Source organism: Hydrogenophaga sp. R2 (genome assembly GCF_049843595.1).
In the GTDB taxonomy this organism is placed as follows: domain Bacteria; phylum Pseudomonadota; class Gammaproteobacteria; order Burkholderiales; family Burkholderiaceae_C; genus Hydrogenophaga.
Genome location: NZ_JBBHZN010000001.1, coordinates 1,563,197 through 1,584,338, shown reverse-complemented (window position 1 = coordinate 1,584,338; position 21,142 = coordinate 1,563,197). Strand labels below are relative to the sequence as shown.

Sequence of the window (21,142 nt, the reverse complement as noted above, 5' to 3'; positions counted from 1 at the left end):
ATGCGCATAGCCGTTGTCGGAGGGGGCATCGCCGGTCTGGCGTTCGCCCTGGCCTTGCACCAGCGGGGTCTGGCCTGCGAGGTGTACGAGGGCGTGAGCGAGGTGCGCGAGCTGGGGGTGGGCATCACCCTGCTGCCGCACGGGGTGCGCGAACTCACCGCGCTGGGGCTGCTGGACGCCCTGCAGGCCTGCGCCATCGAGAACCGCGAGAGCGTGTTCTTCAACCGCTGGGGCCAGCGCGTGTACGGCGAGCCGCGCGGGCGCCATGCCGGTTACGAACTGCCGGAGCTGGGCATCCACCGCGGCCGCCTGCACGGCGTGCTGTGGCAGGCGGCGCTGGAGCGCATCGGCCGCGGGCACCTGCACACCGGTCACCGCTGCGTGCGCATCGAGCCTCTGGAGCGTGGCGCCCGCCTGCACTTCGACGAGGTCGAAGGCCACCGGCCGGACCCGGTGCAGGCCGACGTGGTGGTGGCCTGCGATGGCGTCAATTCCGCCGTGCGCCGCCACTTCTACCCGGCCGACCAGGTCTGCTACGGCGGCATCAACACCTGGCGCGGCACCACGGTGCACAAGCCCATCCTGGACGGCCGCAGCTACATCCGTGTGGGCTCCATCGACACCGGCAAGATGGTCATCTACCCGATCGCCGACAACGTGGACGGGCAGGGCAACCAGCTCATCAACTGGGTGGCCGAGATCCGCGACCCGCAGGCCCGCATGAACGACTGGAACCGGCCCGGCCGGCTGGAGGCCTTCCTGCCCACCTTCGCCGACTGGCGCTACGACTGGCTGGACGTGCCGGCCCTCATCACCGGGGCGCAGCAGATCTTCGAATACCCCATGGTCGACAAGGACCCGCTGCCGCGCTGGAGCTTCGGCGAGGTCACGCTCATGGGCGATGCCGCGCACCCCATGTATCCGCGCGGCTCGAACGGATCGGCGCAGGCCCTGATCGATGCCCGCACCCTGGCCGACGAACTGGCCGCCACGCCGGCCGATCCGGCCGGCGCGCTGGCCCGTTACGACGCGCTGCGCCGCCCGGCCACGGCCCGGGTGGTGGAGACCAACCGCACGCTGCCGCCGGACTTCATCATCATGAAGGTCGACGAGCTCAGCGGCGGACAGCCCTTCGACGACCTGGACCGGCTCATCAGCCAGGACGAGCTGCGCGCCATCTCGGAGCACTACAAGCAGGTGGCCGGCTTCTCGCTCAAGGCCCCGGCCTGAAGGCCGGCTGCGGGTTCAGGCCATGCCGTTGCGGCTGGCCAGTTCCACGAACAGCGCGGAATGGTCGAGGTCGGCCAGGCCATGGTCGGCCGCGTCGGCAAACAGCTGCTCGAACAGCGAGGTGATGGGGGCGGTGAAGCCCACCTCCTGCGCCGTCGCCAGGGCGTTGCGCATGTCCTTGAGCTGCACCGACACCGCGCCGCGCTTGGCGAAGTCGCGCTCGATCATGCGCTGGCCGTGCACCTGCAGGATGCGGCTGTCGGCAAAGCCGCCGGTGATGGCCTGCTTGACACGGGCCATGTCGGCGCCGCCCTTCTCGCACAGCAGCAGGGCTTCGGCCACCGCGCCGATGGTGATGCCCACGATCATCTGGTTGGCCAGCTTGGCGAGCTGACCCGCGCCGTGCGGCCCCACATGGGTGGCGCGGCCCAGCACCGCGATGATGGCCTGCACCCGCTCCACGTCGGCCGCCTTGCCGCCGGCCATGATGGCCAGCGTGCCTTGCTCGGCACCCAGCGTGCCGCCGGACACCGGGGCATCGATGTGGTGCACGCCCAGGGCGCCCAGGCGGGCGGCATGGTCACGCGCCTGCGCCGGCTGGATGGACGACATGTCCATCACGATGCTGCCCGGCCGCATGGCCTGCGCGGCACCCTGGCGGAACAGCACGTCCTCGACGATGCCGCCGTCCTCCAGCAGGGTGATGACCACATCGGCCTGGGCCACGGCCTCGGCCGGGGTGTCGGTCACGCGGGCGCCGAAGGGCAGCAGGCGCTCGGCCTTGGTGCGCGAACGGTTCCAGGCCGAGACCGTCAGGCCGGCCTCGCACAGGCGGCGCGCCATCGGAAAACCCATCATGCCGATGCCCAGCACGGCAACATGAACGGGCTGCGAGGAAGCAGGAGCGGGGGAGGTGGAAGACTGGGTCACGGCGGTGGGCTTTCAGAGGTCGGCGGATTGTAGGAGCGATGCACCACCCCGTACTGTTGCCGGACTGACAGCCCTGGCCGGCCCCGGGTGCCACAATCTTCGGCCACTGCCCTGCCGTTCAAACCCCATCCCTGCACGAGGACGGACCATGCCCACCACCCCTTCCTTCGACCCCGCCTGGCTCGACCGCGAATACAACAACCGCGCCCTGGTGCCGGAACACGGAGACATCTTTGCCCGCTGGGCGCGCGATTCGGCGCTGGCCCGCCAGGCCCCCGGTGCGCTGATCGATGTGGACTACGGCAGCGGTGCCGGCGAGCAGCTCGACATCTTTCCGGCCGAGGGTGGCGGGGCCGCTCCGGCGCCTGTGCTGTTCTTCATCCACGGCGGCTGGTGGCGCAGCCTGGACAAGGCCGATCATTCCTTCATCGCGCCGGCCTTCACCCGCCGCGGGGCCTGCGTGGTCATGCCCAACTACGCGCTGTGCCCGGCGGTGACCATTCCCCACATCACGCTGCAGATGGTGCAGGCCCTGGCCTGGACCTTCCGCCACATCGCCGCGCACGGCGGCGACCCGCGCCGCATCACCGTGGTGGGCCACTCGGCCGGCGGCCATCTGGCCAGCATGATGATGAACTGCGACTGGCCCCGGGTGGGCGCCGACCTGCCGGCCGATCTGCCCAGGAACGGCATGACCATCTCGGGCGTGCACGACCTGGAGCCGGTCATGCACACGCCGTTCGTGCAGCCCTCGCTGGGCATCACGCCGCAGCAGGTGGCCCAGGCCAGCCCGGCCCGGCTGCCGGCACCCAGGCTGCGCAAGGGCCGGGGAGCGATCGAGGCTTTTGCCGGCGGCATCGAGAGCAGCGAGTTCCGCCGCCAGACCCGCATCCTTCAGCAAGCCTGGGGCAGGAAGGTGGTGCCGGTGTGCGAGGAGCTGCCGGGCCTGAACCACTTCACCGTGGTGGATGCCCTGGCCGACCCGGCTCACCGCCTGCACGCCCGCGCCCTGGCCCTGCTGGGCCTCTGAACGCGGGCCGGCAGCGGCCTCACATCAGCAGGTGCTCGCCGGCGTTGTCGCCGCCCAGAATGACGTAGTTCACCCGGCGGATGTCCATCAGCCGGGTGCCGCCGGCGTAGCTGATGGAGCTCTGCAGGTCCTGCTCCATCTCGGTCAGGGTGTCGGCCAGCCGGCCCTTGATGGGCTCCAGGATGCGCTTGCCTTCCACGTGGCGGTACTCGCCCTTGTTGAAGTCGCTGGCCGAGCCGAAGTACTCCTTGAACTGCTCGCCGTCCACCTCCACGGTGCGGCCGGGCGATTCTTCATGCCCGGCGAACAGCGAACCGATCATGACCATGGTGGCGCCGAAGCGGATGCTCTTGGCGATGTCGCCATGGCAGCGGATGCCGCCGTCGGCCACGATGGGCTTGGTGGCCACGCGGGCACACCACTTCAGGGCCGAGAGCTGCCAGCCGCCGGTGCCGAAGCCGGTCTTCAGCCGCGTGATGCAGACCTTGCCCGGGCCCACGCCCACCTTGGTGGCGTCCGCCCCCCAGTTCTCCAGATCGATCACCGCCTCGGGCGTGGCCACGTTGCCCGCAATCACGAAGCTGGCCGGCAGCTTCTGCTTGATGTGGGCGATCATGTCGCGCACGCTGGTGGCGTGGCCGTGGGCGATGTCGATGGTGATGTACTCAGGCACCAGGCTTTCTGCGGCCAGCCGGTCCACGGTGGCCTTGTCGTGGTCCTTCACGCCCAGCGAGATGGAGGCGTACAGACCCTTCGCCTGCATGTCCCGCACGAACTGCAGGTTGTCGATGTCGAAGCGGTGCATGACATAGAAGTACCCGTTCTGGGCCATCCAGGCGCAGATGGTCTCGTCCACCACCGTCTTCATGTTGGCCGGCACCACCGGCAGGCGGAAGCGCCGCGCGCCCAGCTCCACGCTGGTGTCGCACTGCGAGCGGCTGTCCACGCGGCACTGGCGTGGCAGCAGCAGGATGTTGTCGTAATCGAAGATTTCCATGGAACCCGGCTCCTGTGATTGACTGAACGTGTGAGCGCTTGGTCTGGCCGGTTCCGCTGCGCCGCTGCTTGCGGGCAAAAAACCGGGCGCAAGAATCTTGGGCCCGGTGCGCGATTCTAGTCCGATGGCGCCCGGCGGTCTGGAGCGCCCTTTCTACAATCAACCGATGTTTCCCGAACACGCTTCCGCACCCGCCACGCTGGTGGCCGGCCTCAACGCCGAACAGGCCGCTGCCGTCACCCTGCCGGCCGAACACGCCCTCATCCTGGCCGGTGCCGGCTCCGGCAAGACCCGGGTGCTGACCACCCGCATCGCCTGGCTGCTGCAGACCGGCCAGGTCACACCCGGCGGCGTGATGGCCGTGACCTTCACCAACAAGGCCGCCAAGGAAATGATGACCCGCCTCTCGGCCATGCTGCCGGTGAACGTGCGGGGCATGTGGATCGGCACCTTCCACGGCCTGTGCAACCGCTTCCTGCGCGCCCACCATGCCACGGCCGGCCTGCCGGCCACCTTCCAGATCCTGGACACGCAGGACCAGCTCTCGGCCATCAAGCGGCTCTGCAAGCAGTTCAATGTGGACGACGAGCGCTTTCCGCCCAAGCAGCTGCAGTGGTTCATCGCCGGCTGCAAGGAAGACGGCCAGCGCCCGCGCGACGTGGTGGCCCGCGACGAGGACACCCGCCGCAAGGTCGAGCTGTATGCGCTGTACGAAGAGCAGTGCCAGCGCGAGGGCGTGGTCGATTTCGGCGAGCTGATGCTGCGCTCCTTCGAGGTGATGCGCGACAACGACGCCATCCGCGCCCATTACCAGCGCCGCTTCCGCCACATCCTGATCGACGAGTTCCAGGACACCAACCGGCTGCAGTACGCCTGGATCAAGATGTTCTCCAGCCCGCCCATCGAGGGGTTGCCGAGCGCGGGCAACGCGGTGTTCGCCGTGGGCGACGATGACCAGAGCATCTATGCCTTCCGGGGCGCCCGCGTGGGCAACATGGCCGACTTCGTGCGCGAGTTCCGGGTGCAGCACCAGATCAAGCTGGAGCAGAACTACCGCAGCGTGAGCAACATCCTCGATTCGGCCAACCACCTGATCGGCCACAACACCGGCCGCCTGGGCAAGAACCTGCGCACCGAGGCCGGTGCCGGCGAGCCGGTGCGGGTGCACGAGGCCACCAGCGACCTGGCCGAGGCGCAGTGGATGGTCGACGAGATCCGCCAGCTGGTGGCCGACGGCATGGCCCGCCACGAGGTGGCGGTGCTCTACCGCAGCAACGCGCAGAGCCGGGTGGTGGAGACGGCCCTCTTCAATGCCGGCATGCCCTACCGCGTGTACGGCGGCCTGCGCTTCTTCGAACGGGCCGAGATCAAGCACGCGCTGGCCTACCTGCGGCTGATCGAGAACCCGCACGACGACACCAGCTTCCTGCGGGTGGTCAATTTCCCGCCGCGCGGCATCGGCGCGCGCAGCATCGAGCAGCTGCAGGACGTGGCGCGGGCCAGCGGCTGCTCGCTGCACGACGCGGTGAGCGCCGTCACCGGCCGCGCGGGTGCCGCCATCGGTGGCTTCGTGGCGCTGATGGACGTGATGCGCGAGCAGAGCGAAGGCCGCAGCCTGCGCGAGACCATCGAGCTGGTGCTGGAGCACAGCGGCCTGGTGGAACACTTCAAGACCGAACGCGAAGGCCAGGACCGGGTGGAGAACCTGCAGGAACTGGTGGCCGCGGCCGACAGCTTCGTCATGCAGGAGGGCTTCGGGCGCGAGGCGGCAGCCCTCACCCAGAGCCCGGCGAGCCAGGGTCTGGACCCGGCGCTGCCGGTGCTGGACGAACCCCTGGCACCCACCGAGGGCGCACCCGGTGTGGACGCCGACACCGGCGAGACCCTCAGCCCGCTGGCGGCTTTCCTGTCGCATGCGGCGCTGGAGTCGGGCGACAACCAGGCCCAGGCCGGCCAGGACGCGGTGCAGCTCATGACGGTGCATGCCGCCAAGGGCCTGGAGTTCGATGCGGTGTTCATCACCGGGCTCGAAGAAGGCCTGTTCCCGCACGAGAACTCGCTGAGCGACCGCGACGGCCTGGAGGAGGAGCGCCGCCTCATGTATGTGGCCATCACCCGCGCGCGTCAGCGCCTCTACCTGAGCCACTCGCAGACGCGCATGCTGCACGGCCAGACCCGCTACAACCTGCGCAGCCGCTTCTTCGACGAGCTGCCCGAGGCCTGCCTGAAATGGCTCACGCCGCCGGCACCCACCGGCTGGACCGGGGCCGGCAGCGCCGGCTGGGGCGGGCACCGGGCCATGGGGCAGGCCGGCCGCGCGCCGCAGCCCGCCTGGTCCGAGGGCTTCACCCGGGCACCGGCCGCGCGCGAGCCCGAACCCGACCGGGGCACCGACATCCGCGCCGGCATGGCGGTGTTCCACAACAAGTTCGGTGAGGGCAAGGTGCTGTCGGTGGAAGGGGCCGGCGCCGATGCCCGGGCCCAGGTGAACTTCAACCGCCATGGCACCAAGTGGCTGGCCCTGAGTGTGGCCAGGCTCACCCCCATCACCTGAACCGTGACGCCGGCATGACAGCCGGCACAAATCCTGGCGGGTTTACAGACTGTGATGTGAGTCACGGAACTTTCACGGCGGGTGACGATGCTCCCGGTGTTTCCACTCCAACCCACGAGGACACACCATGGCCCATCACCCCGTCGACGACTGCAACGACGCCCCCAACGAACACTTCCAGGACGTGCTGGAGAAGGCCCGCCTGAACCGCCGCGACATCATCCGCGGCGGTTTCGGTCTGGCCGCCCTGTCCACCGTGCCGATGCTGGCCGCCTGCGGCGGCATGGGCGACGCCGAACTGCCCTCGCTGGGCTTCAACGCCGTGGGCAAGTCGCTCGCCGACGGCGTGGTGCTGCCCGACGGCTACACCTACACCGTGGTGCATGCCACCGGTGACCGCCTCTCCACCGACGTGGCCCCGTACTCCAACCAGGGTCTGGAGACCGACGACTGGTCGCTGCGCGTGGGCGATCACCACGACGGCATGGACATCTTCTTCATCGGCCGCAACGGCCGTTACAGCGAGAAGAGCACCGACCGCGCCGTGCTGGCCGTCAACCACGAAAGCTCCGCCGACTCGCACTTCTTCCATCCGCGTGGCCAGACCACCAACGGCGTGAACGGCAAGAAGTTCAACCAGTTCGGCGGCTGGGACCAGGGCAAGCGCCCCGAGCTGGAAGTGCTCAAGGAAATCAACCACCACGGCGTGTCGGTGGCCGAGATCGAGCGCGGCAAGGACGGCCGCTGGACCTACAAGACCACCTCGACCTACAACCGCCGCATCAACGGCCAGACCCGCATGCGCATCACCGGGCCGGCCGCCCACCTGCGCGACATCCAGCAGTTCATGGTCACCCGCTACGCGCCGGACGGCAAGTTCTCGCGCGGCACCCTGAACAACTGCGGCCACGGCAAGACCCCCTGGGGCACCTACCTGGCCTGTGAAGAGAACTGGGCCGCCTATTGGTACATGCCGCCCGGCTCGGCCGATGTGGACGAGCGCACCAAGGCCTCGCGCCAGCGTTACGGCGTGATCAATGCCCCGGTGGCTACCGGTGCCGCCGTGGGTTCGCAGGGCTGGGCCTCGGTGTCCGACACCGACGACCGCTTCGCCCGCTTCAACGTGTCGGCCCCGGCCGCCACCCCGGCCGGCGACTTCCGCAACGAGCCCAACACCTTCGGCTTCAACGTCGAGATCGACCCGCTGGACCGCAAGGCCGTGCCGGCCAAGCGCGTGGCCATGGGCCGCTTCGCCCACGAGGCCGCCGTGTGCGGTCTGCCCGAAAAGGGCCAGCCGCTGGCCTTCTACATGGGCTGCGACTCCACCAACGAGTACATTTACAAGTTCGTGTCCACTGCCAAGTGGGACCCGCGCGACGTGGGCGGCGGCATGGCAGCCGGCGACAAGTACCTCAACGAGGGCAAGCTGTACGTGGCCAAGTTCAACGCCGACGGCAGCGGCCAGTGGCTGGAGCTCGACATTGCCAAGCTGCCGCCGTCCTTCGTGGTGGGTGGCCGCACCTACACCTTTGCCAACCAGGCCGACGTGCTGGTCAATGCCCGCATCGCCGCCAGCGCGGCCGGTGCCACCCGCATGGACCGCCCGGAGTGGGGCGCGGTGAACCCGGTCAACGGCGAGGTGTACTTCACCCTCACCAACAACAGCGGCCGCACCGCCACCGGCACCGATGCCGCCAACCCGCGCTCGTACACCGACAGCGATGGTCGCCTGGACGGCCGCACGCCCGGCCGTGGCAACCCCAACGGCCACATCATCCGTTTCCGCGAAGCCGCCGGCGCCTCGAACGCCACCGAGTTCACCTGGGACATCTTCCTGTTCGGTGCCGAGGACAACTCGGACGCCACCAACGTCAACCTCTCGAAGCTGACCGCCGCCAACGACTTCTCGTCGCCCGACGGCCTGTGGTTCAGCAAGTCCACCGGCATCTGCTGGATCCAGACCGACGACGGTGCCTACACCGACGAGACCAACTGCATGCTGCTGGCCGCCATTCCGGGCGAAGTGGGCGACGGTGGCGAGGTGAGCATTACCAACGTGGGGGGCACCGTGCCGCAGAAGACCTTCCTGGGTGCCACCCTGGGCGAGGCCCGCCTGCGCCGCTTCCTGGTCGGCCCCAAGGGTTGCGAGATCACCGGCCTGACCGAAGCCGACGACGGCAAGACCCTGTTCGTCAACATCCAGCACCCGGGCGAGAACACCCCGGCCATCGGCACCAGCGCCGACTACACCTTCGAGAGCACCTGGCCCTCGAACGCCGGTTACGGCCCGGGCCAGCGCCCGCGCTCGGCCACCATTGCCATCCGCCGCAAGGACGGCAAGCCGATCGGCGTGTGACGACGCCCCTGCCCCTGGCGGGGCTGGGCAACAAAAAACCCGGATCGCTGACGCGGTCCGGGTTTTTTTCTGCCTTATCGGTTCAGCGGGGCATGGCGGCCGGGTGGGCCTCGGGCCCGCGCTGCTCCATGTAGCCCCGGCCGTCCTTCACACCCGTGCGGCCGGCCACCTGCCAGGCGGTGCGCTGGCCGATCAGGCTGGCGAGGAATTCGAGTTCCTCGTCGGTGTGGTTGAGTGCCGGTGCCGGCGTGATGAAGCGGCCTTCGCGCGGTCGCACTTCGCCCCAGAACGACTGGTGGTAACTGCTGATCGACTCCACCTGCTGGCCACGCGTGGCCAGATCGACCGTGCCGTAGCAGTTGCAGAAGTAGGTGCGGTTGGCCTCGTTGGCCATGACCTCGGTGTAGACGCCGGTGCCCCGGATGCCCACGGTGAGCGTGGGCGTGACGATCTGGCGGGACACACCGCTGCCGAAGGCGCTGCCCACGGCACCGGCCAGCAGCCGTATGCCGCTGACCGTGCTCAGCGAGTTGCCACGTTCCACCCGCAGGCGGGAGTTCTGCCGCACATGGAAGGCCGCATTGCCCAGCACGAAGGTCAGGCGCGAGGCCGGTCCGCTGACGATCTCGTCCCCGGTCTGCACCGACTGCCCGGCGACCAGGCGCGCGCCATTGAGCAGCACGTCTCCCACCAGTTCCACCACATTGGACCGCTGCTGCGCCGCCGCTGCCCCCCAGCCGCCCAGGGCGACCCAGGCCGCTGCGGCCTGCAAGGTCTGACGTCTGTGGAACCACGTGATCTCGGTTTCATCGCGGCCTTGCAGGACATGCTGGGTCATGGAGAGTCTCCGGATTCAGGAGGGGGTGGTGCGGACGGGTCGGGTGCATCGGCCTGGAAGCTGTCGCGCACCGAGAACCAGATGGAGGTGTGGAACATGGCGGCCATGAGCAGCACCAGCGGGTAGAGCACGGCAGACAGGCCGCCCCCCAGGGCGCCGCCCACCAGGCCCACCAGCAGGCCGGCGATCATGAACACCGCGCCCCAGCCGATGGCGTACAGGAACAGGGCGCCCTTGTTGGCCCAGCAGGCCATGAGGCTGAAGAACAGGCTCTTGCCCGGGCTCACGCCGCGCCAGTACACCAGGGCCGGTGCGTGCCAGAAGGCCATCATCACCGGCAGGTAGACCAGCATGGCCAGCCACAGGCCGGGTTCGCTCGCCATGGCCTGCACCATCTCGGGCGTGACCTCGCCGCTGCCGGCATCGGGCAGGGTGTCGGCCGTGCCGGCCAGCAGGGCTGCGGCCACCAGCACCACCAGCAGGCCGATGGCGTACAGGCCGCCCAGCATGACCATGGCACGGGTGCGTTGCGCACCGCCCCGGAAGGCCAGCACCAGCGTGGACGGCATGGGGAATCGGCCCTGTTCGGCCTCGCGGGTGGCGGCCATCAGGCCCAGCGTGGCGGCCGGCACCAGGCCCACCGACAGGGCGGTGCCCACCAGCGGCACCAGCGACAGCACCGACACGGCGGCCATGAACATGAAGAACAGGCCGCCCATGGCCAGCGGCTGGCGGAAAAAGGTGCGGATGCCTTGGCGCACCCAGGTCAGGCCGGTGCTGGCAGGAACGATGTTGAGTTTCATGCGGTCTCGCAGGCCGGATCGAGCAGGGCGCTGACGTCGGTCAGACCGCCGTCCAGACGGCCGCGCAGCACGCGTTCGAAGTGCCCGGGGTCGTGGGGCTTGAGCAGGGCGGCCTCGCGCGGCAGGTGCAGGTCCCACAGGCGCGACAGCCAGAAGCGCAGGGCGCCGGCGCGCAGCAGGGCCGGCAGCAGCTGGCGCTCGGCGGCGCTCAGCGGCCGCACCGACTGGTAGGCCGACAGCAGCGCGGCGGCACGAGCTGCGTCGTGCAGGCCGTCGCGGGACGGGTCGGCATCGTGCGAGACACACCAGTCGTTCAGGCAGACCGCGATGTCGAACAGGAAGGTGTCGCAGCCGGCGAAGTAGAAGTCGAAGAAGCCGCAGAGCTGTTCGCCGTCGAACATGACGTTGTCGCGGAACAGGTCGGCGTGGATGGGGCCGCGCGGCAGGGCCTGCCAGGCCGGCAGCGAGGCCACATGGTTCTGGTAGGCCAGCTCCGAGCGGATCAGGGCACTCTGCCCGGGCGTGAGGAAGGGCAGCACCACCGGCACCGTCTCGTTCCACCAGGACAGGCCCCGCAGGTTGGGCTGCTGCCGGTTGAAGTCGCGGCCGGCCAGGTGCATGCGGGCCAGCATGGCGCCCACGGCGGCGCAGTGCGACGCCTGGGGGGCGAGCTCGCTGCGGCCGGCGAGCCGGTCCACCACGGCCGCCGGCTTGCCCTGCACCGTGTGCAGGATCTCGCCCTTGGCATCGGCGGCGGGGTCGGGCACCGGGATACCGCGCGAGGCCAGGTGCTTCATGAGGTGCAGGTAGAACGGCAGCTGCTCGAAGCCCAGACGCTCGAACACGGTGAGCACATGCTGCAGGGTCTGCCCGTCGCGCTCGCTGGTGACGAAGTAGTTGGTGTTCTCGATGCCGCCCTGGATGCCCTTGAGCTCGGTCAGCACGCCCAGGTTCAGCCGCTGGACCAGCGCAGCGGCTTCGTCGAAGGCGACTTCGGTGTAGACGGCCATGGTGCAGCCGCCTTCAGAAGTTCAGCAAGCGCCAGCTGCTGCGGCCGGCATTGCCGGTGGGTTTGCCGCCGGTCTCGCCGGGCAGGGCGCCGGCCGGCTGGGGAGCGATCTGGTAGGCCGGAGCGCCGTTCTTGGGGGTCACGTCGATGCTCTGCGTCTGTCCGCCCACGCGCAGTTCCTGGATTTTCGTGAGGGCGTCCTCGTTGGTGATGCGCTCGATGCGGTCGCCCGGGGCGCTGGTGGCCGCAGATCGGGGAGCGTCAGGTGCCGGTGCCACGGTCTGGGCCCCGGCGGGCAAGGCCAGCAGGGCGCCGAGCAGGGCCGGCAGGAACAGGGCGGACGGGCGTTGGGCGGGGAGGTTCGGGCGCATGCCGCATTGTAGGCAGGCGGGGGCTTTCTGCGCCGGCGCCCGGGCGAGTTGGCCCACAATGCACGGATGTCTGAAAACGCCACCCTGCTGCTGATCGACGGCTCCAGCTACCTCTACCGCGCCTTCCATGCCATGCCCGACCTGCGGGCCGTGCCGGGCGACCCGTCCAGCCCGGCCACCGGGGCCATCCGCGGCATGGTCAACATGATGCAGAGCCTGCAGAAAGAGGTGCCCGCCGCCTATGTGGCCTGCGTGTTCGACGCCTCCGGCCCCACCTTCCGCGACGAGATTTACCCCGACTACAAGGGCCACCGCAGCCCCATGCCGGACGACCTGCGGGCCCAGATTCCTCCCATCCACGAGGTGGTGCGCCTGCTGGGATTCACCGTGCTGGACGTGCCGGGCGTGGAGGCCGACGACGTCATCGGCACCCTGGCGGTGACCGCCTCGCAGCAAGGCCTCAACGTGGTCATCAGCAGCGGCGACAAGGACCTGGCCCAGCTGGTGGACGAACGCATCAGCATCATCGACACCATGAACGGCAAGAAGCGCGATCTGGCCGGGGTGCAGGCCGAGTTCGGCGTGCCGGCCCGCCTGATGATCGACTTCCAGACCCTGGTGGGCGACGCGGTGGACAACGTGCCCGGCGTGGAGAAGGTCGGTCCCAAGACGGCGGCCAAATGGCTCAACGAATACGGCTCGCTCGATGCCCTGGTGGCGCGGGCCGGCGAGATCAAGGGCGTGGCCGGCGAGAACCTGCGCAAGGCACTCGACTGGCTGCCCACCGGCCGCCAGCTGCTGACCATCAAGACCGACTGCGACCTCAATGGCTACGTGCCCGGCCTGCCCTCGCTGGAGTCCATCCGCGTCGGCCAGCCCGACACCGCCGCCCTGAAGGACTTTTACGAACGCTATGGCTTCAAGGGCCTGGCCGCCCGCACCGGCGAGAAGCTGGCGGCGGCTGCACCGACGGCCGAGCCCGGCCTGTTCGACGAACCCGTGGCCCCGCCGGCCCCGGCGCGCGAGCTGCGCTACGAGACCATCCTCACCTGGGAGGCCCTGGACGCCTGGCTGGCCCGCCTGCAGTCGGCCGAGCTGGTGGCGCTGGACACCGAGACCACGTCGCTGGACGAAATGCGCGCCACCATCGTGGGCCTTTCGTTCAGCGTGGAGCCGGGCGAGGCGGCCTATGTGCCGCTGGCCCACGAAGGCCCGGACGCCCCCGAGCAGCTGCCGCTGGACGAAGTGCTGCAGCGCCTCAAGCCCTGGCTGGAAGACCCCAGGCGCCACAAGCTGGGCCAGCACGTCAAGTACGACCGCCATGTGTTCGCCAACCACGGCATCGAGGTGCGCGGCTATGTGCACGACACCATGTTGCAGAGCTATGTGCTCGAAGTGCACAAGCCGCATGGCCTGGAGAGCCTGGCCGAGCGCCACCTGGGCCGCAAGGGCATCAGCTACGAGGCCCTGTGCGGCAAGGGCGCGCACCAGATCCCGTTCGCCCAGGTGGACGTCGCCAAGGCCGCCGAATACTCGTGCGAGGACAGCGACCAGACGCTGGACGTGCACCGCGCGCTCTGGCCCCGCCTGCAGGCCGACGAGCGCCTGCGCTTCATTTACGAACTGGAGATCGCCAGCAGCGAGGCGCTGTTCCGCATCGAGCGCAACGGCGTGCTGATCGACGCGCCGACGCTCGCCGCGCAGAGCCACGAACTGGGCCAGCGCATCGTGGCGCTGGAGCAGGAGGCCTACGAGATCGCGGGCCAGCCCTTCAACCTGGGCAGTCCCAAGCAGCTGGGCGAGATCTTCTTCGACAAGCTGGGCCTGCCGGTCATCAAGAAGACCGCCACCGGCGCCCGCAGCACCGACGAGGAAGTGCTGGAAAAGCTGGCCGAGGACTATCCGCTGCCCGCCAAGATCCTGGAGCACCGCAGCCTGTCCAAGCTCAAGGGCACCTACACCGACAAGCTGGCCCAGATGGCGCTGCCCCGCACCGGCCGGGTGCACACCCACTACGCCCAGGCGGTGGCGGTGACCGGGCGCCTGTCCAGCAACGACCCCAACCTGCAGAACATCCCCATCCGCACGCCCGAAGGCCGGCGTGTGCGCGAGGCCTTCGTGGCCCCGGCCGGCCACGTGATCGCCAGTGCCGACTATTCGCAGATCGAGCTGCGCATCATGGCCCACATCAGCGGCGACGAGGCCCTGCTGCGCGCCTTCCACGAAGGCCTGGACGTGCACCGCGCCACGGCGGCCGAGGTGTTCGGCGTGGCGGTGGGCGAGGTCAGCAGCGAGCAGCGGCGCTATGCCAAGGTCATCAACTTCGGCCTGATCTACGGCATGAGCGCCTTCGGCCTGGCCAAGGCCCTGGGCATCGACAACACCGCTGCCAAGAACTACATCCAGCGCTACTTCGAGCGCTTTGCCGGCGTGCGCCAGTACATGGAGGACACGCGCGCCCAGGCCAAGGCCCAGGGCTATGTGGAAACGGTGTTCGGCCGCCGGCTCTACCTGCCCGAGATCAACAGCCCCAACGGCCCGCGCCGCAGCGGCGCCGAGCGCGCTGCCATCAACGCGCCCATGCAGGGCACGGCGGCCGACCTGATCAAGCTCAGCATGGTGGCCGTGCAGAAGGCCCTGGACGAGCAGGGCCGGGGCACGAAGATGATCATGCAGGTGCACGACGAACTGGTGTTCGAAGTGCCCGAGGCCGAGGTGGACTGGCTGCGCACCGAAGTGCCCCGCCTCATGGCCGGCGTGGCCGCGCTCAAGGTGCCGCTGCTGGCCGAGGTGGGCGTGGGCCCCAACTGGGACCAGGCGCACTGAAGCCGACCGCATCAACGATAGGGAGACCACACATGCACGACACGTACACACACGATCTCGCCGCCCTCCTGCCCGGCCAGTCCGGCGCCGAAGGCACCACCCGCCGCACCGCGCTCAAGGCCGCGCTGGGCGTGGGCTATGCCGCAGCCGCTGCACCGCTCATGGCGCAGACGGCCATCCGCACGCCGGCCGATGGTCTGACGGTGGGCGAGGTCATGATCGACGTGGCCGGCTTCTCCATGCCGGCCTACCGCGCCGCACCGGCCGGGCGCACCGGGCTGCCGGTGGTGCTGGTGCTGTCGGAGATCTTCGGCGTGCACGAGTACATCGCCGACACGGCGCGGCGTTTCGCCCGCGCCGGGTACCTCGCCATCGCGCCGGAGCTGTTCATCCGCCAGGGCGACCCGCAGTCGTACGGCGAGATGGCCAGGCTGATCGCCGAGGTGATCAGCCAGGTGCCGGACGCTCAGGTGATGGGCGATCTGGACGCCAGCGTGCGCTGGGCCGCTGCCAACGGGGGCGATGTGTCCAGGCTGGCCGTCACCGGTTTCTGCTGGGGCGGTCGCCAGACCTGGCTGTACGCCGCTCACAACCCGCAGGTGAAGGCGGCCGTGGCCTGGTACGGCCGGCTGGTCGGCCCCACCAGTGCACTCAACCCTCGCCATCCTGTGGATGTGGCCGCGTCGCTCAAGGCACCGGTGCTGGGCCTGTACGGCGCGGCCGACACCGGCATTCCGCTGGACACGGTGGAGGCCATGAAGAAGGCCCTGGCCGCCGGCAGCCCGGCCGCGCGGCAGTCGGGCTTCGTGGTGTACCCGGACGCGCCGCACGCCTTCCATGCCGACTACCGCCCCACCTTCCGCGCCGAGCCGGCGCAGGATGGCTGGAACCGTGCGCTGGCCTGGTTCCGCCAGCACGGCGCAGCCTGACGGGCCCCGGGGCGTTCAGCCCTGAACCGGGTCGGGGCCGAGGTCGAAGCGGAACTCGGCGCCTTCGCCGCGCACGCCCTGGCCCTCGATGGTGCCGCCGTGGCGCTCCACCACGCGCCGCACCGTGGCCAGCCCGATGCCGGTGCCCTCGAACTCGCTGGGACGGTGCAGCCGCTGGAACGGCTTGAACAGCAGCCCGGCGTGGGCCATGTCGAAGCCGGCGCCGTTGTCGCGGATGAAGAAGCGCGTGCGGTCGGCCCCGTCGGTGGGCGGCAGCCGGCCGATGTGGATGACCGCGTCGCTGCGGTTGCGGGTGTACTTCAGCGCATTGCCGATCAGGTTTTCCAGCGCCACCCGCACCAGACGGGCATCGCACGACACCTGCATGTCGGGCTCGATGTCGATGGTCACCTGCCGGTCGGGGTACTTGCGCAGCTCCTCCGACGCCACATGGCGGGCCAGCTCGCTCAGGTCCAGCGGATCGCGCTGCAGCATGCCCTGGCTGACCCGGGCCAGCGCCAGCAGGTCGTTGATGATGGCACCCATGCGCTGGGTCGAGCCCACCACGCGGTGGAGCAGATCGTGGTCGTCCGCCTCCAGCCGGTCGCCGGCCTGTTCGATGAGCAGCTGGGTGAAGCCGTCGATGGAGCGCAGCGGCGCCTTGAGGTCGTGCGACACCGAATACGCGAACGCGTCCAGCTCGGCGTTGAGCCGCTCCAGTTCGGCGGTGCGGTCGCGCACCCGCTGTTCCAGCGTGGCCTGCAGGCGTTCGATGTCGCGGTCGCGCTGCAGGCGCTGCAGTTCGGCCTCGGCCCGGCTCACGAAGATGGACAGCAGGGCGCGCACGTCGTCGGTCAGGGTGGCGGGCTGGCGCCACAGCACGAACAGCACGCCCACAGGCTGGCTGTCGCCGTCGCGCAGGGCCTGTCCGGCGTAGGCCTCGTAGTGGCCGGCCACCAGGCCGCGGGCGCGCGGATAGGTGCGGGTCACGGCTTCGGGGTAGACCACCAGGCCGGTCTGCAGCATCGTGTCGGCGCACGGTGTGTCGGGCAGCTCGAAGCGGAAGTTGTCGGCATGACGACCATCGCGCCACACCGCCAGGGTCTGCATGCTGCCGTCGGGCTGGCGCTCGCAGACCACCACCGAGTCGGCCTGCACCACGCGCCCGAGCTGTTCGGTCAGTGCATGGAAGAAGGCTTCGCCGGTGGCGGCGGCCACTCCCCGTGCCACGTCGGTGAGCTGCTGGCGGTGGCGCAGCTCGGCGCTGATGTCGGTCACGGTGCTGATGATCAGCGTGTCGTCCGGGTTGTCGCCCAGCACCGACGACACCAGCACCTCGAAGGTGCTGCCGTCGCTCTTCTTGCCCAGGCACTGCATGGCATCGACCCGGCGGTCGCTGAACAGGCGGTGCACATGGCGCTCGCGGTCGAGCAGATCGACCCACAGGAAGTGGTCGGTGTGGCCGAGCACCTGGTCGCGCTGCCAGCCGTAGCAGCGTTCGAAGGCGGCGTTCACGTCCAGGATGATGCCGGTGGTGGCCGACTGCGCGACCATGGGACTGGGGCTGAGCCGGAAGATGCGGGCGAAGCGGTCGAGGTGCCGGTCGCGCTCGGCTTCGGTCTGGCGGCGCCGCTCCAGCTCCTGCAGCTGCCGGTCCAGCGCCTGCTGCGTGGCCTGCCGGCTGTGCGTGACCAGCATGGCCACCACCAGCAGGGCGGCCGACTGGGCGATCCAGGTGCGCAGACCGACGTCGAAATCCGGCACCGGCCCGAGCAGGCCGCGCATCTCGGCGGCGGTGAGGATGCCCAGGGCCATGATGCCGCACAGCGACACCACCGCCAGCGCCCGCCGCCCCAGCAGCACACCGGCCCCGGCCACGGCCCCCACGAACAGGAAGTTCACGGCGGTGCGGACCGAGCCGAACGACAGCACCGAGAGCAGGGCGGTCACCAGCACGGCGGTCACCATCATCACCGCCACCATGTCGTTGGACCAGCGCCCCTTGCGCAGCATCACGTGGGCCACGGCGCTGATGGCGGCGATGAAGGCGGCCACGACGGTCTCGCGGGTCTCGCGGGAGGCCAGCACCTGTTCCAGCACCATCACGAAACTGGCGGTCACCGCCACCATGAGGGTGAGCGTGAGCAGGGTGTTGCGCACTGCCAGCGCCTCCACCCCGGGGGCGATCACCGGCGGGCGCGGGGTCTCAGCCTTGGGCACGGGCCGTCCCCGGCGTGTTGCACCAGGCGCTCCAGCTGCCCGGGTACAGGGCAGCCCGGCCGAGCCCGGCGATTTCCATGGCCAGCAGATTGGGCACGGCGCTCACGCCGCTGCCGCACTGGTGCACCACACCGGCGGCGCTGCGGCCGGCCAGCAGCCGCTCGAATTCGGCGCGCAGCACTTCGGCCGGCTTGAAGCGGCCGTCGGGCAGCAGGTTGTCCCCGAACGGCCGGTTGAGCGCGCCCGGGATGTGGCCCGCCACCGGGTCCAGCGGCTCGGTCTCGCCCCGGAAACGGGCCGCGGCGCGGGCGTCGACCAGGGTGCGGTCGGGGCGGCCCAGCAGGGCCTGCACGTCGGCCGTCTCCAGCACCGTGGTGGCCGAGGGTCGCAGGGCGAAGTCACCTTCGGGCACGGCCGGTGCCGGGCCGCTGTCCACTGCACCACCAGCGGCCTGCCAGGCGGCCAGGCCACCGTCGAGCACCGCCACGGCCTCGTGGCCGCACCACTTGAGCATCCACCACAGCCGGCCGCTGAACATGATGCCGGCGCGGTCGAGCACCACCACCTGGGTGGCGCTGTTGACGCCCAGCCGGCGCAGCGTGGCGGCAAAGGTCTCGCGGGAGGGCAGGGGGTGGCGCCCGGCGCTCGGCGGGTGGGACTTGTCGCTCAGGTCGGTGTCGAGGTCGGCGTGCAGCGAACCGGCGATGTGCGACTGTTCGAACAGTCGCCGGCCGGCCGTGGCGTCCATCAGGTCGGCGCTGCAGTCGAGCACGCGCACATCCGCGCGGGTGTGCTGCAGCTGCTGCAGTTCGGGGGCAGAGATCAGGGTGGTGAACATGGGGCTGGGCAGAAATCCGATCGGCGAATTGTGCGACAGCCCGGGCGTCTCAGTGCTCTTCGGCGGGCGCCTGGGGCACCGCCCGGTTGCGCAGCACGGTGGCGGTGATGCCGCTGGCCACGATCAGGGTCATGCCGAGCCAGCCGATCAGGGGCAGCTGGTCGCCGAAGATGAGCAGGCTGTAGAGCGCGGCAAACACGATGCCGGCGTACTGCAGGTTGGCCACCAGCAGCGTGGCGCCGCTGGAATAGGCCCGCGTCATGCAGAGCTGCCCCAGGGCGGCCAGCACCCCGATGGGCAGCAGCCACAGGGCCGATGGCCAGTGCCACGCACTGGCCCCGGTGAACAGCATGCCCACGGCGCCCACCACCACCGCGCCCAGCGAGAAGTAGAAGACGGTGCGGCTCTCGGGTTCTCCGGCTCGGGCCAGGGCAGCCACCTGCAGGTAGGCCAGGGCGGCGAACAGCCCGGACATCAGGCCCACCAGGGAGCCCAGGGCCTGATCGCCGCTGAAGGTGGGCCGCAGCAGCATGGCCACGCCGGCAAACCCGGCCAGCACGGTGATGAACAGCGGCCCCTGCGCCCGCACCGCCGTGCCCTGCTTCTGCAGCAGCAGGGCCCCGCCCAGCAGGAAGGTGGCGATCCACACACTGCTCATGTAGTTGAGCGTCATGGCGGTGGCCAGGGGCAGCACCGCAATGGCGTAGAACCAGGCGGTCAGCGAGATGGTGCCCACGATGCTGCGCCACAGGTGCATGGCCGGCACCCGCGTGCCCAGCGAGACCCCCTGGGCACGGGCCAGGCCGACCAGGAAGACCACGCCCACCACGCCCCGGTAACAGACGATCTCGAAGCTGTTGAAGTGGCTGGAGGCGAACTTGATGCACACCCCCATGGTGGCGAAGAAGAGGGATGCCAGCACCATCCACAGGGCCTGCCGGCCCACGCCGGCAGGGGCTGTGGCGGCCACGGCGGTCAAGCGGGCACCGCCGATCCCATCTGGCGCCGGTACCACTCATGGAAGTGCTGCATGCCGTCTTCCATGGGGCTCTGGTAGGGGCCGACCTCGCTGGTGCCGCGCTGCATGAGGGCGGCGCGCCCCGCATCCATGCGCTCGGCGATCTCGTCGTCCTCCACGCAGGTCTCCATGTAGGCCGCCCGCTGGGCTTCGACGAAGTCGCGCTCGAAGGCGGCGATCTCTTCCGGGTAATAGAACTCCACCATGTTGAGCGTCTTCGTGGGGCTGATCGGGTGCAGCGTGGAGACGGTCAGCACATGCGGATACCACTCGATCATGATGTGCGGGTAGTAGGTCAGCCAGATGGCGCCGTGCTCCGGCAGCTGTCCCTGGCGGTACTGCATGAGCTGCTCGTGCCAGCGCTGGTACACCGGGCTGCCGGCCTGGCCCATCAGGTTCTGGGCGCCCACCGTCTGCACCGAGTACTCGGGGCGGAACTCCCAGCGCAGGTCCTCGCAGGTCACGAAGTTGCCCAGGCCCGGGTGGAAGGGCGCGACATGGTAGTCCTCCAGATAGACCTCGATGAAGGTCTTCCAGTTGTAGTTGCACTCGTGCAGCTCGACGTGGTCGAGCACCATGCCCTCGAAGTTCAGGGCCTGGCGCGGGCCGAGGTCGGCCAGGTCGGCGGCGATGTCGCGGCCGTTGTCCTCGAACAGCAGGCCGTTCCACTCGCGCAGCTTGTAGTTGTCCAGGTTCAGGCAGGGGTCGTGCTGGAAGTGCGGTGCCCCCAGCAGCTGGCCCGCAGGGCCGTTGCCGGCCGGCGTGGCCGAGCCGCTGTAGGTCCAGCGGTGCAGCGGGCACACGATGTGGCCGCCGGCATGGCCGGGCTGGGTCTGGTTGAGGTTGCCACGGCCCTTGAGCATGACGGCCTGCCGGTGCCGGCAGACGTTGGACACCAGCTCGATGCCCGAGGGCGTGCGCATGAGTGCCCGACCGCCGTTCTCCTGCGGCAGAGCGTGGTAGTCGCCCACTTCGGGCACCGACAAGGAGTGCCCCACATAGCGGGGCCCGCGCTGAAAGATCGTCTCCAGTTCGCGCCGGAACAGCGCCTCGTCGAAGTAACTGTGAACTGGTAGTTGGCTTGCGGCCTGCTGCAGTTGAAGACTCAAATCAGACATCGTGGTCCTGACCTAAAGACTCCCCCTATGAAGGGGCAGGTAAGCGCTGTGCTCGTCAGACGAATTCGCGCGGGG

Annotated in this window: 16 protein-coding genes; 6 read left to right on the top strand and 10 right to left on the bottom strand. The window is 69.6% G+C overall.

Translation table 11 applies throughout. From position 1 onward, the window contains the following. The gene (locus WD026_RS07675; protein ID WP_425723025.1) at positions 1-1,230 is read left to right on the top strand and encodes a flavin-dependent oxidoreductase; all 1,230 of its coding nucleotides are present in this window, start codon (positions 1-3) and stop codon (positions 1,228-1,230) included. 15 nt (positions 1,231-1,245) lie between these two features. Here WD026_RS07675 and WD026_RS07670 read toward each other — a convergent pair whose 3' ends face one another. Beyond that, positions 1,246-2,160 carry an NAD(P)-dependent oxidoreductase gene (locus tag WD026_RS07670; protein WP_425723024.1) on the bottom strand — a complete coding sequence of 305 codons (915 nt, stop codon included), beginning with the start codon at positions 2,158-2,160 and terminating at the stop codon, positions 1,246-1,248. Between the two features lie 148 nt (positions 2,161-2,308). Here WD026_RS07670 and WD026_RS07665 point away from each other — a divergent pair, with 148 nt between their 5' ends. After that, positions 2,309-3,190, top strand: coding sequence for an alpha/beta hydrolase (locus WD026_RS07665; RefSeq protein ID WP_425723023.1), 882 nt, complete (start codon positions 2,309-2,311; stop codon positions 3,188-3,190). A 19-nt stretch (positions 3,191-3,209) separates the two neighbouring features. Here WD026_RS07665 and WD026_RS07660 read toward each other — a convergent pair whose 3' ends face one another. Continuing rightward, positions 3,210-4,187: a GMP reductase gene (locus WD026_RS07660; protein ID WP_425723022.1), complete on the bottom strand. Its 978-nt coding sequence runs from the start codon at positions 4,185-4,187 to the stop codon at positions 3,210-3,212. 166 nt (positions 4,188-4,353) lie between these two features. Between WD026_RS07660 and WD026_RS07655 the strand changes: the two genes are divergently transcribed. After that, on the top strand, positions 4,354-6,741 hold the full coding sequence (locus tag WD026_RS07655; RefSeq protein ID WP_425723021.1) for a UvrD-helicase domain-containing protein: 2,388 nt from the start codon (positions 4,354-4,356) through the stop codon (positions 6,739-6,741). A gap of 127 nt (positions 6,742-6,868) precedes the next feature. After that, a complete protein-coding gene (locus WD026_RS07650; protein ID WP_425723020.1) occupies positions 6,869-9,097 on the top strand; it encodes a PhoX family protein in 2,229 nt (742 codons plus the stop codon). 82 nt (positions 9,098-9,179) lie between these two features. On the opposite strand, the gene WD026_RS07645 is transcribed toward WD026_RS07650, so the two are convergent. The 4 genes from WD026_RS07645 to WD026_RS07630 are packed head-to-tail and all read right to left on the bottom strand — an operon-like array spanning position 9,180 to position 12,118. After that, positions 9,180-9,935 (bottom strand): iron dicitrate transport regulator FecR, encoded by a 756-nt coding sequence (locus WD026_RS07645; RefSeq protein WP_425723019.1) that lies wholly within the window; start codon positions 9,933-9,935, stop codon positions 9,180-9,182. Continuing rightward, positions 9,932-10,738, bottom strand: coding sequence for a BPSS1780 family membrane protein (locus WD026_RS07640; protein ID WP_425723018.1), 807 nt, complete (start codon positions 10,736-10,738; stop codon positions 9,932-9,934). Before WD026_RS07640 ends, WD026_RS07645 begins: the two co-directional genes overlap by 4 nt. Beyond that, entirely contained in the window at positions 10,735-11,748 is a 1,014-nt protein-coding gene (locus WD026_RS07635) for a homoserine kinase (protein ID WP_425723017.1), read from the bottom strand. The genes WD026_RS07640 and WD026_RS07635 overlap by 4 nt, the downstream gene beginning before the upstream one ends. A 13-nt stretch (positions 11,749-11,761) precedes the next feature. Continuing rightward, the gene (locus WD026_RS07630; RefSeq protein ID WP_425723016.1) at positions 11,762-12,118 is read right to left on the bottom strand and encodes a hypothetical protein; all 357 of its coding nucleotides are present in this window, start codon (positions 12,116-12,118) and stop codon (positions 11,762-11,764) included. A gap of 66 nt (positions 12,119-12,184) precedes the next feature. On the opposite strand from WD026_RS07630, the gene polA reads away from it, so the two are divergent. Both polA and WD026_RS07620 read left to right on the top strand, forming a co-directional pair. Then, positions 12,185-14,944, top strand: a complete 2,760-nt coding sequence (gene polA / locus WD026_RS07625) for a DNA polymerase I (protein WP_425723015.1) — start codon at positions 12,185-12,187, stop codon at positions 14,942-14,944. A 32-nt stretch (positions 14,945-14,976) separates the two neighbouring features. Continuing rightward, positions 14,977-15,873, top strand: a complete 897-nt coding sequence (locus WD026_RS07620; protein ID WP_425723014.1) for a dienelactone hydrolase family protein — start codon at positions 14,977-14,979, stop codon at positions 15,871-15,873. A gap of 15 nt (positions 15,874-15,888) precedes the next feature. Here WD026_RS07620 and WD026_RS07615 read toward each other — a convergent pair whose 3' ends face one another. From WD026_RS07615 to WD026_RS07600, 4 genes are read right to left on the bottom strand one after another with little or no spacing between them, the layout of a single operon-like run. Further along, positions 15,889-18,093, bottom strand: coding sequence for an ATP-binding protein (locus WD026_RS07615; RefSeq protein ID WP_425723013.1), 2,205 nt, complete (start codon positions 18,091-18,093; stop codon positions 15,889-15,891). Continuing rightward, positions 18,080-18,931 carry a sulfurtransferase gene (locus tag WD026_RS07610; RefSeq protein WP_425723012.1) on the bottom strand — a complete coding sequence of 284 codons (852 nt, stop codon included), beginning with the start codon at positions 18,929-18,931 and terminating at the stop codon, positions 18,080-18,082. The genes WD026_RS07615 and WD026_RS07610 overlap by 14 nt, the downstream gene beginning before the upstream one ends. Positions 18,932-18,980: 49 nt before the next feature. Further along, the gene (locus WD026_RS07605) at positions 18,981-19,856 is read right to left on the bottom strand and encodes a DMT family transporter (protein WP_425723219.1); all 876 of its coding nucleotides are present in this window, start codon (positions 19,854-19,856) and stop codon (positions 18,981-18,983) included. Between the two features lie 50 nt (positions 19,857-19,906). Continuing rightward, positions 19,907-21,067: an aromatic ring-hydroxylating oxygenase subunit alpha gene (locus WD026_RS07600; protein ID WP_425723011.1), complete on the bottom strand. Its 1,161-nt coding sequence runs from the start codon at positions 21,065-21,067 to the stop codon at positions 19,907-19,909. Positions 21,068-21,142 lie beyond the last annotated feature (75 nt).

Excerpts from the sequence above, each read along its gene's own strand:
- WD026_RS07675 (WP_425723025.1), top strand. The coding sequence starts at position 1 with ATGCGCATAGCCGTTGTCGGAGGGGGCATCGCCGGTCTGGCGTTCGCC.
- WD026_RS07665 (WP_425723023.1), top strand. The coding sequence starts at position 2,309 with ATGCCCACCACCCCTTCCTTCGACCCCGCCTGGCTCGACCGCGAATAC.
- WD026_RS07660 (WP_425723022.1), bottom strand. The coding sequence starts at position 4,187 with ATGGAAATCTTCGATTACGACAACATCCTGCTGCTGCCACGCCAGTGC.
- WD026_RS07655 (WP_425723021.1), top strand. The coding sequence starts at position 4,354 with ATGTTTCCCGAACACGCTTCCGCACCCGCCACGCTGGTGGCCGGCCTC.
- WD026_RS07650 (WP_425723020.1), top strand. The coding sequence starts at position 6,869 with ATGGCCCATCACCCCGTCGACGACTGCAACGACGCCCCCAACGAACAC.
- WD026_RS07645 (WP_425723019.1), bottom strand. The coding sequence starts at position 9,935 with ATGACCCAGCATGTCCTGCAAGGCCGCGATGAAACCGAGATCACGTGG.
- WD026_RS07640 (WP_425723018.1), bottom strand. The coding sequence starts at position 10,738 with ATGAAACTCAACATCGTTCCTGCCAGCACCGGCCTGACCTGGGTGCGC.
- WD026_RS07635 (WP_425723017.1), bottom strand. The coding sequence starts at position 11,748 with ATGGCCGTCTACACCGAAGTCGCCTTCGACGAAGCCGCTGCGCTGGTC.
- WD026_RS07630 (WP_425723016.1), bottom strand. The coding sequence starts at position 12,118 with ATGCGCCCGAACCTCCCCGCCCAACGCCCGTCCGCCCTGTTCCTGCCG.
- polA (WP_425723015.1), top strand. The coding sequence starts at position 12,185 with ATGTCTGAAAACGCCACCCTGCTGCTGATCGACGGCTCCAGCTACCTC.
- WD026_RS07620 (WP_425723014.1), top strand. The coding sequence starts at position 14,977 with ATGCACGACACGTACACACACGATCTCGCCGCCCTCCTGCCCGGCCAG.
- WD026_RS07610 (WP_425723012.1), bottom strand. The coding sequence starts at position 18,931 with ATGTTCACCACCCTGATCTCTGCCCCCGAACTGCAGCAGCTGCAGCAC.
- WD026_RS07605 (WP_425723219.1), bottom strand. The coding sequence starts at position 19,856 with ATGGTGCTGGCATCCCTCTTCTTCGCCACCATGGGGGTGTGCATCAAG.
- WD026_RS07600 (WP_425723011.1), bottom strand. The coding sequence starts at position 21,067 with ATGTCTGATTTGAGTCTTCAACTGCAGCAGGCCGCAAGCCAACTACCA.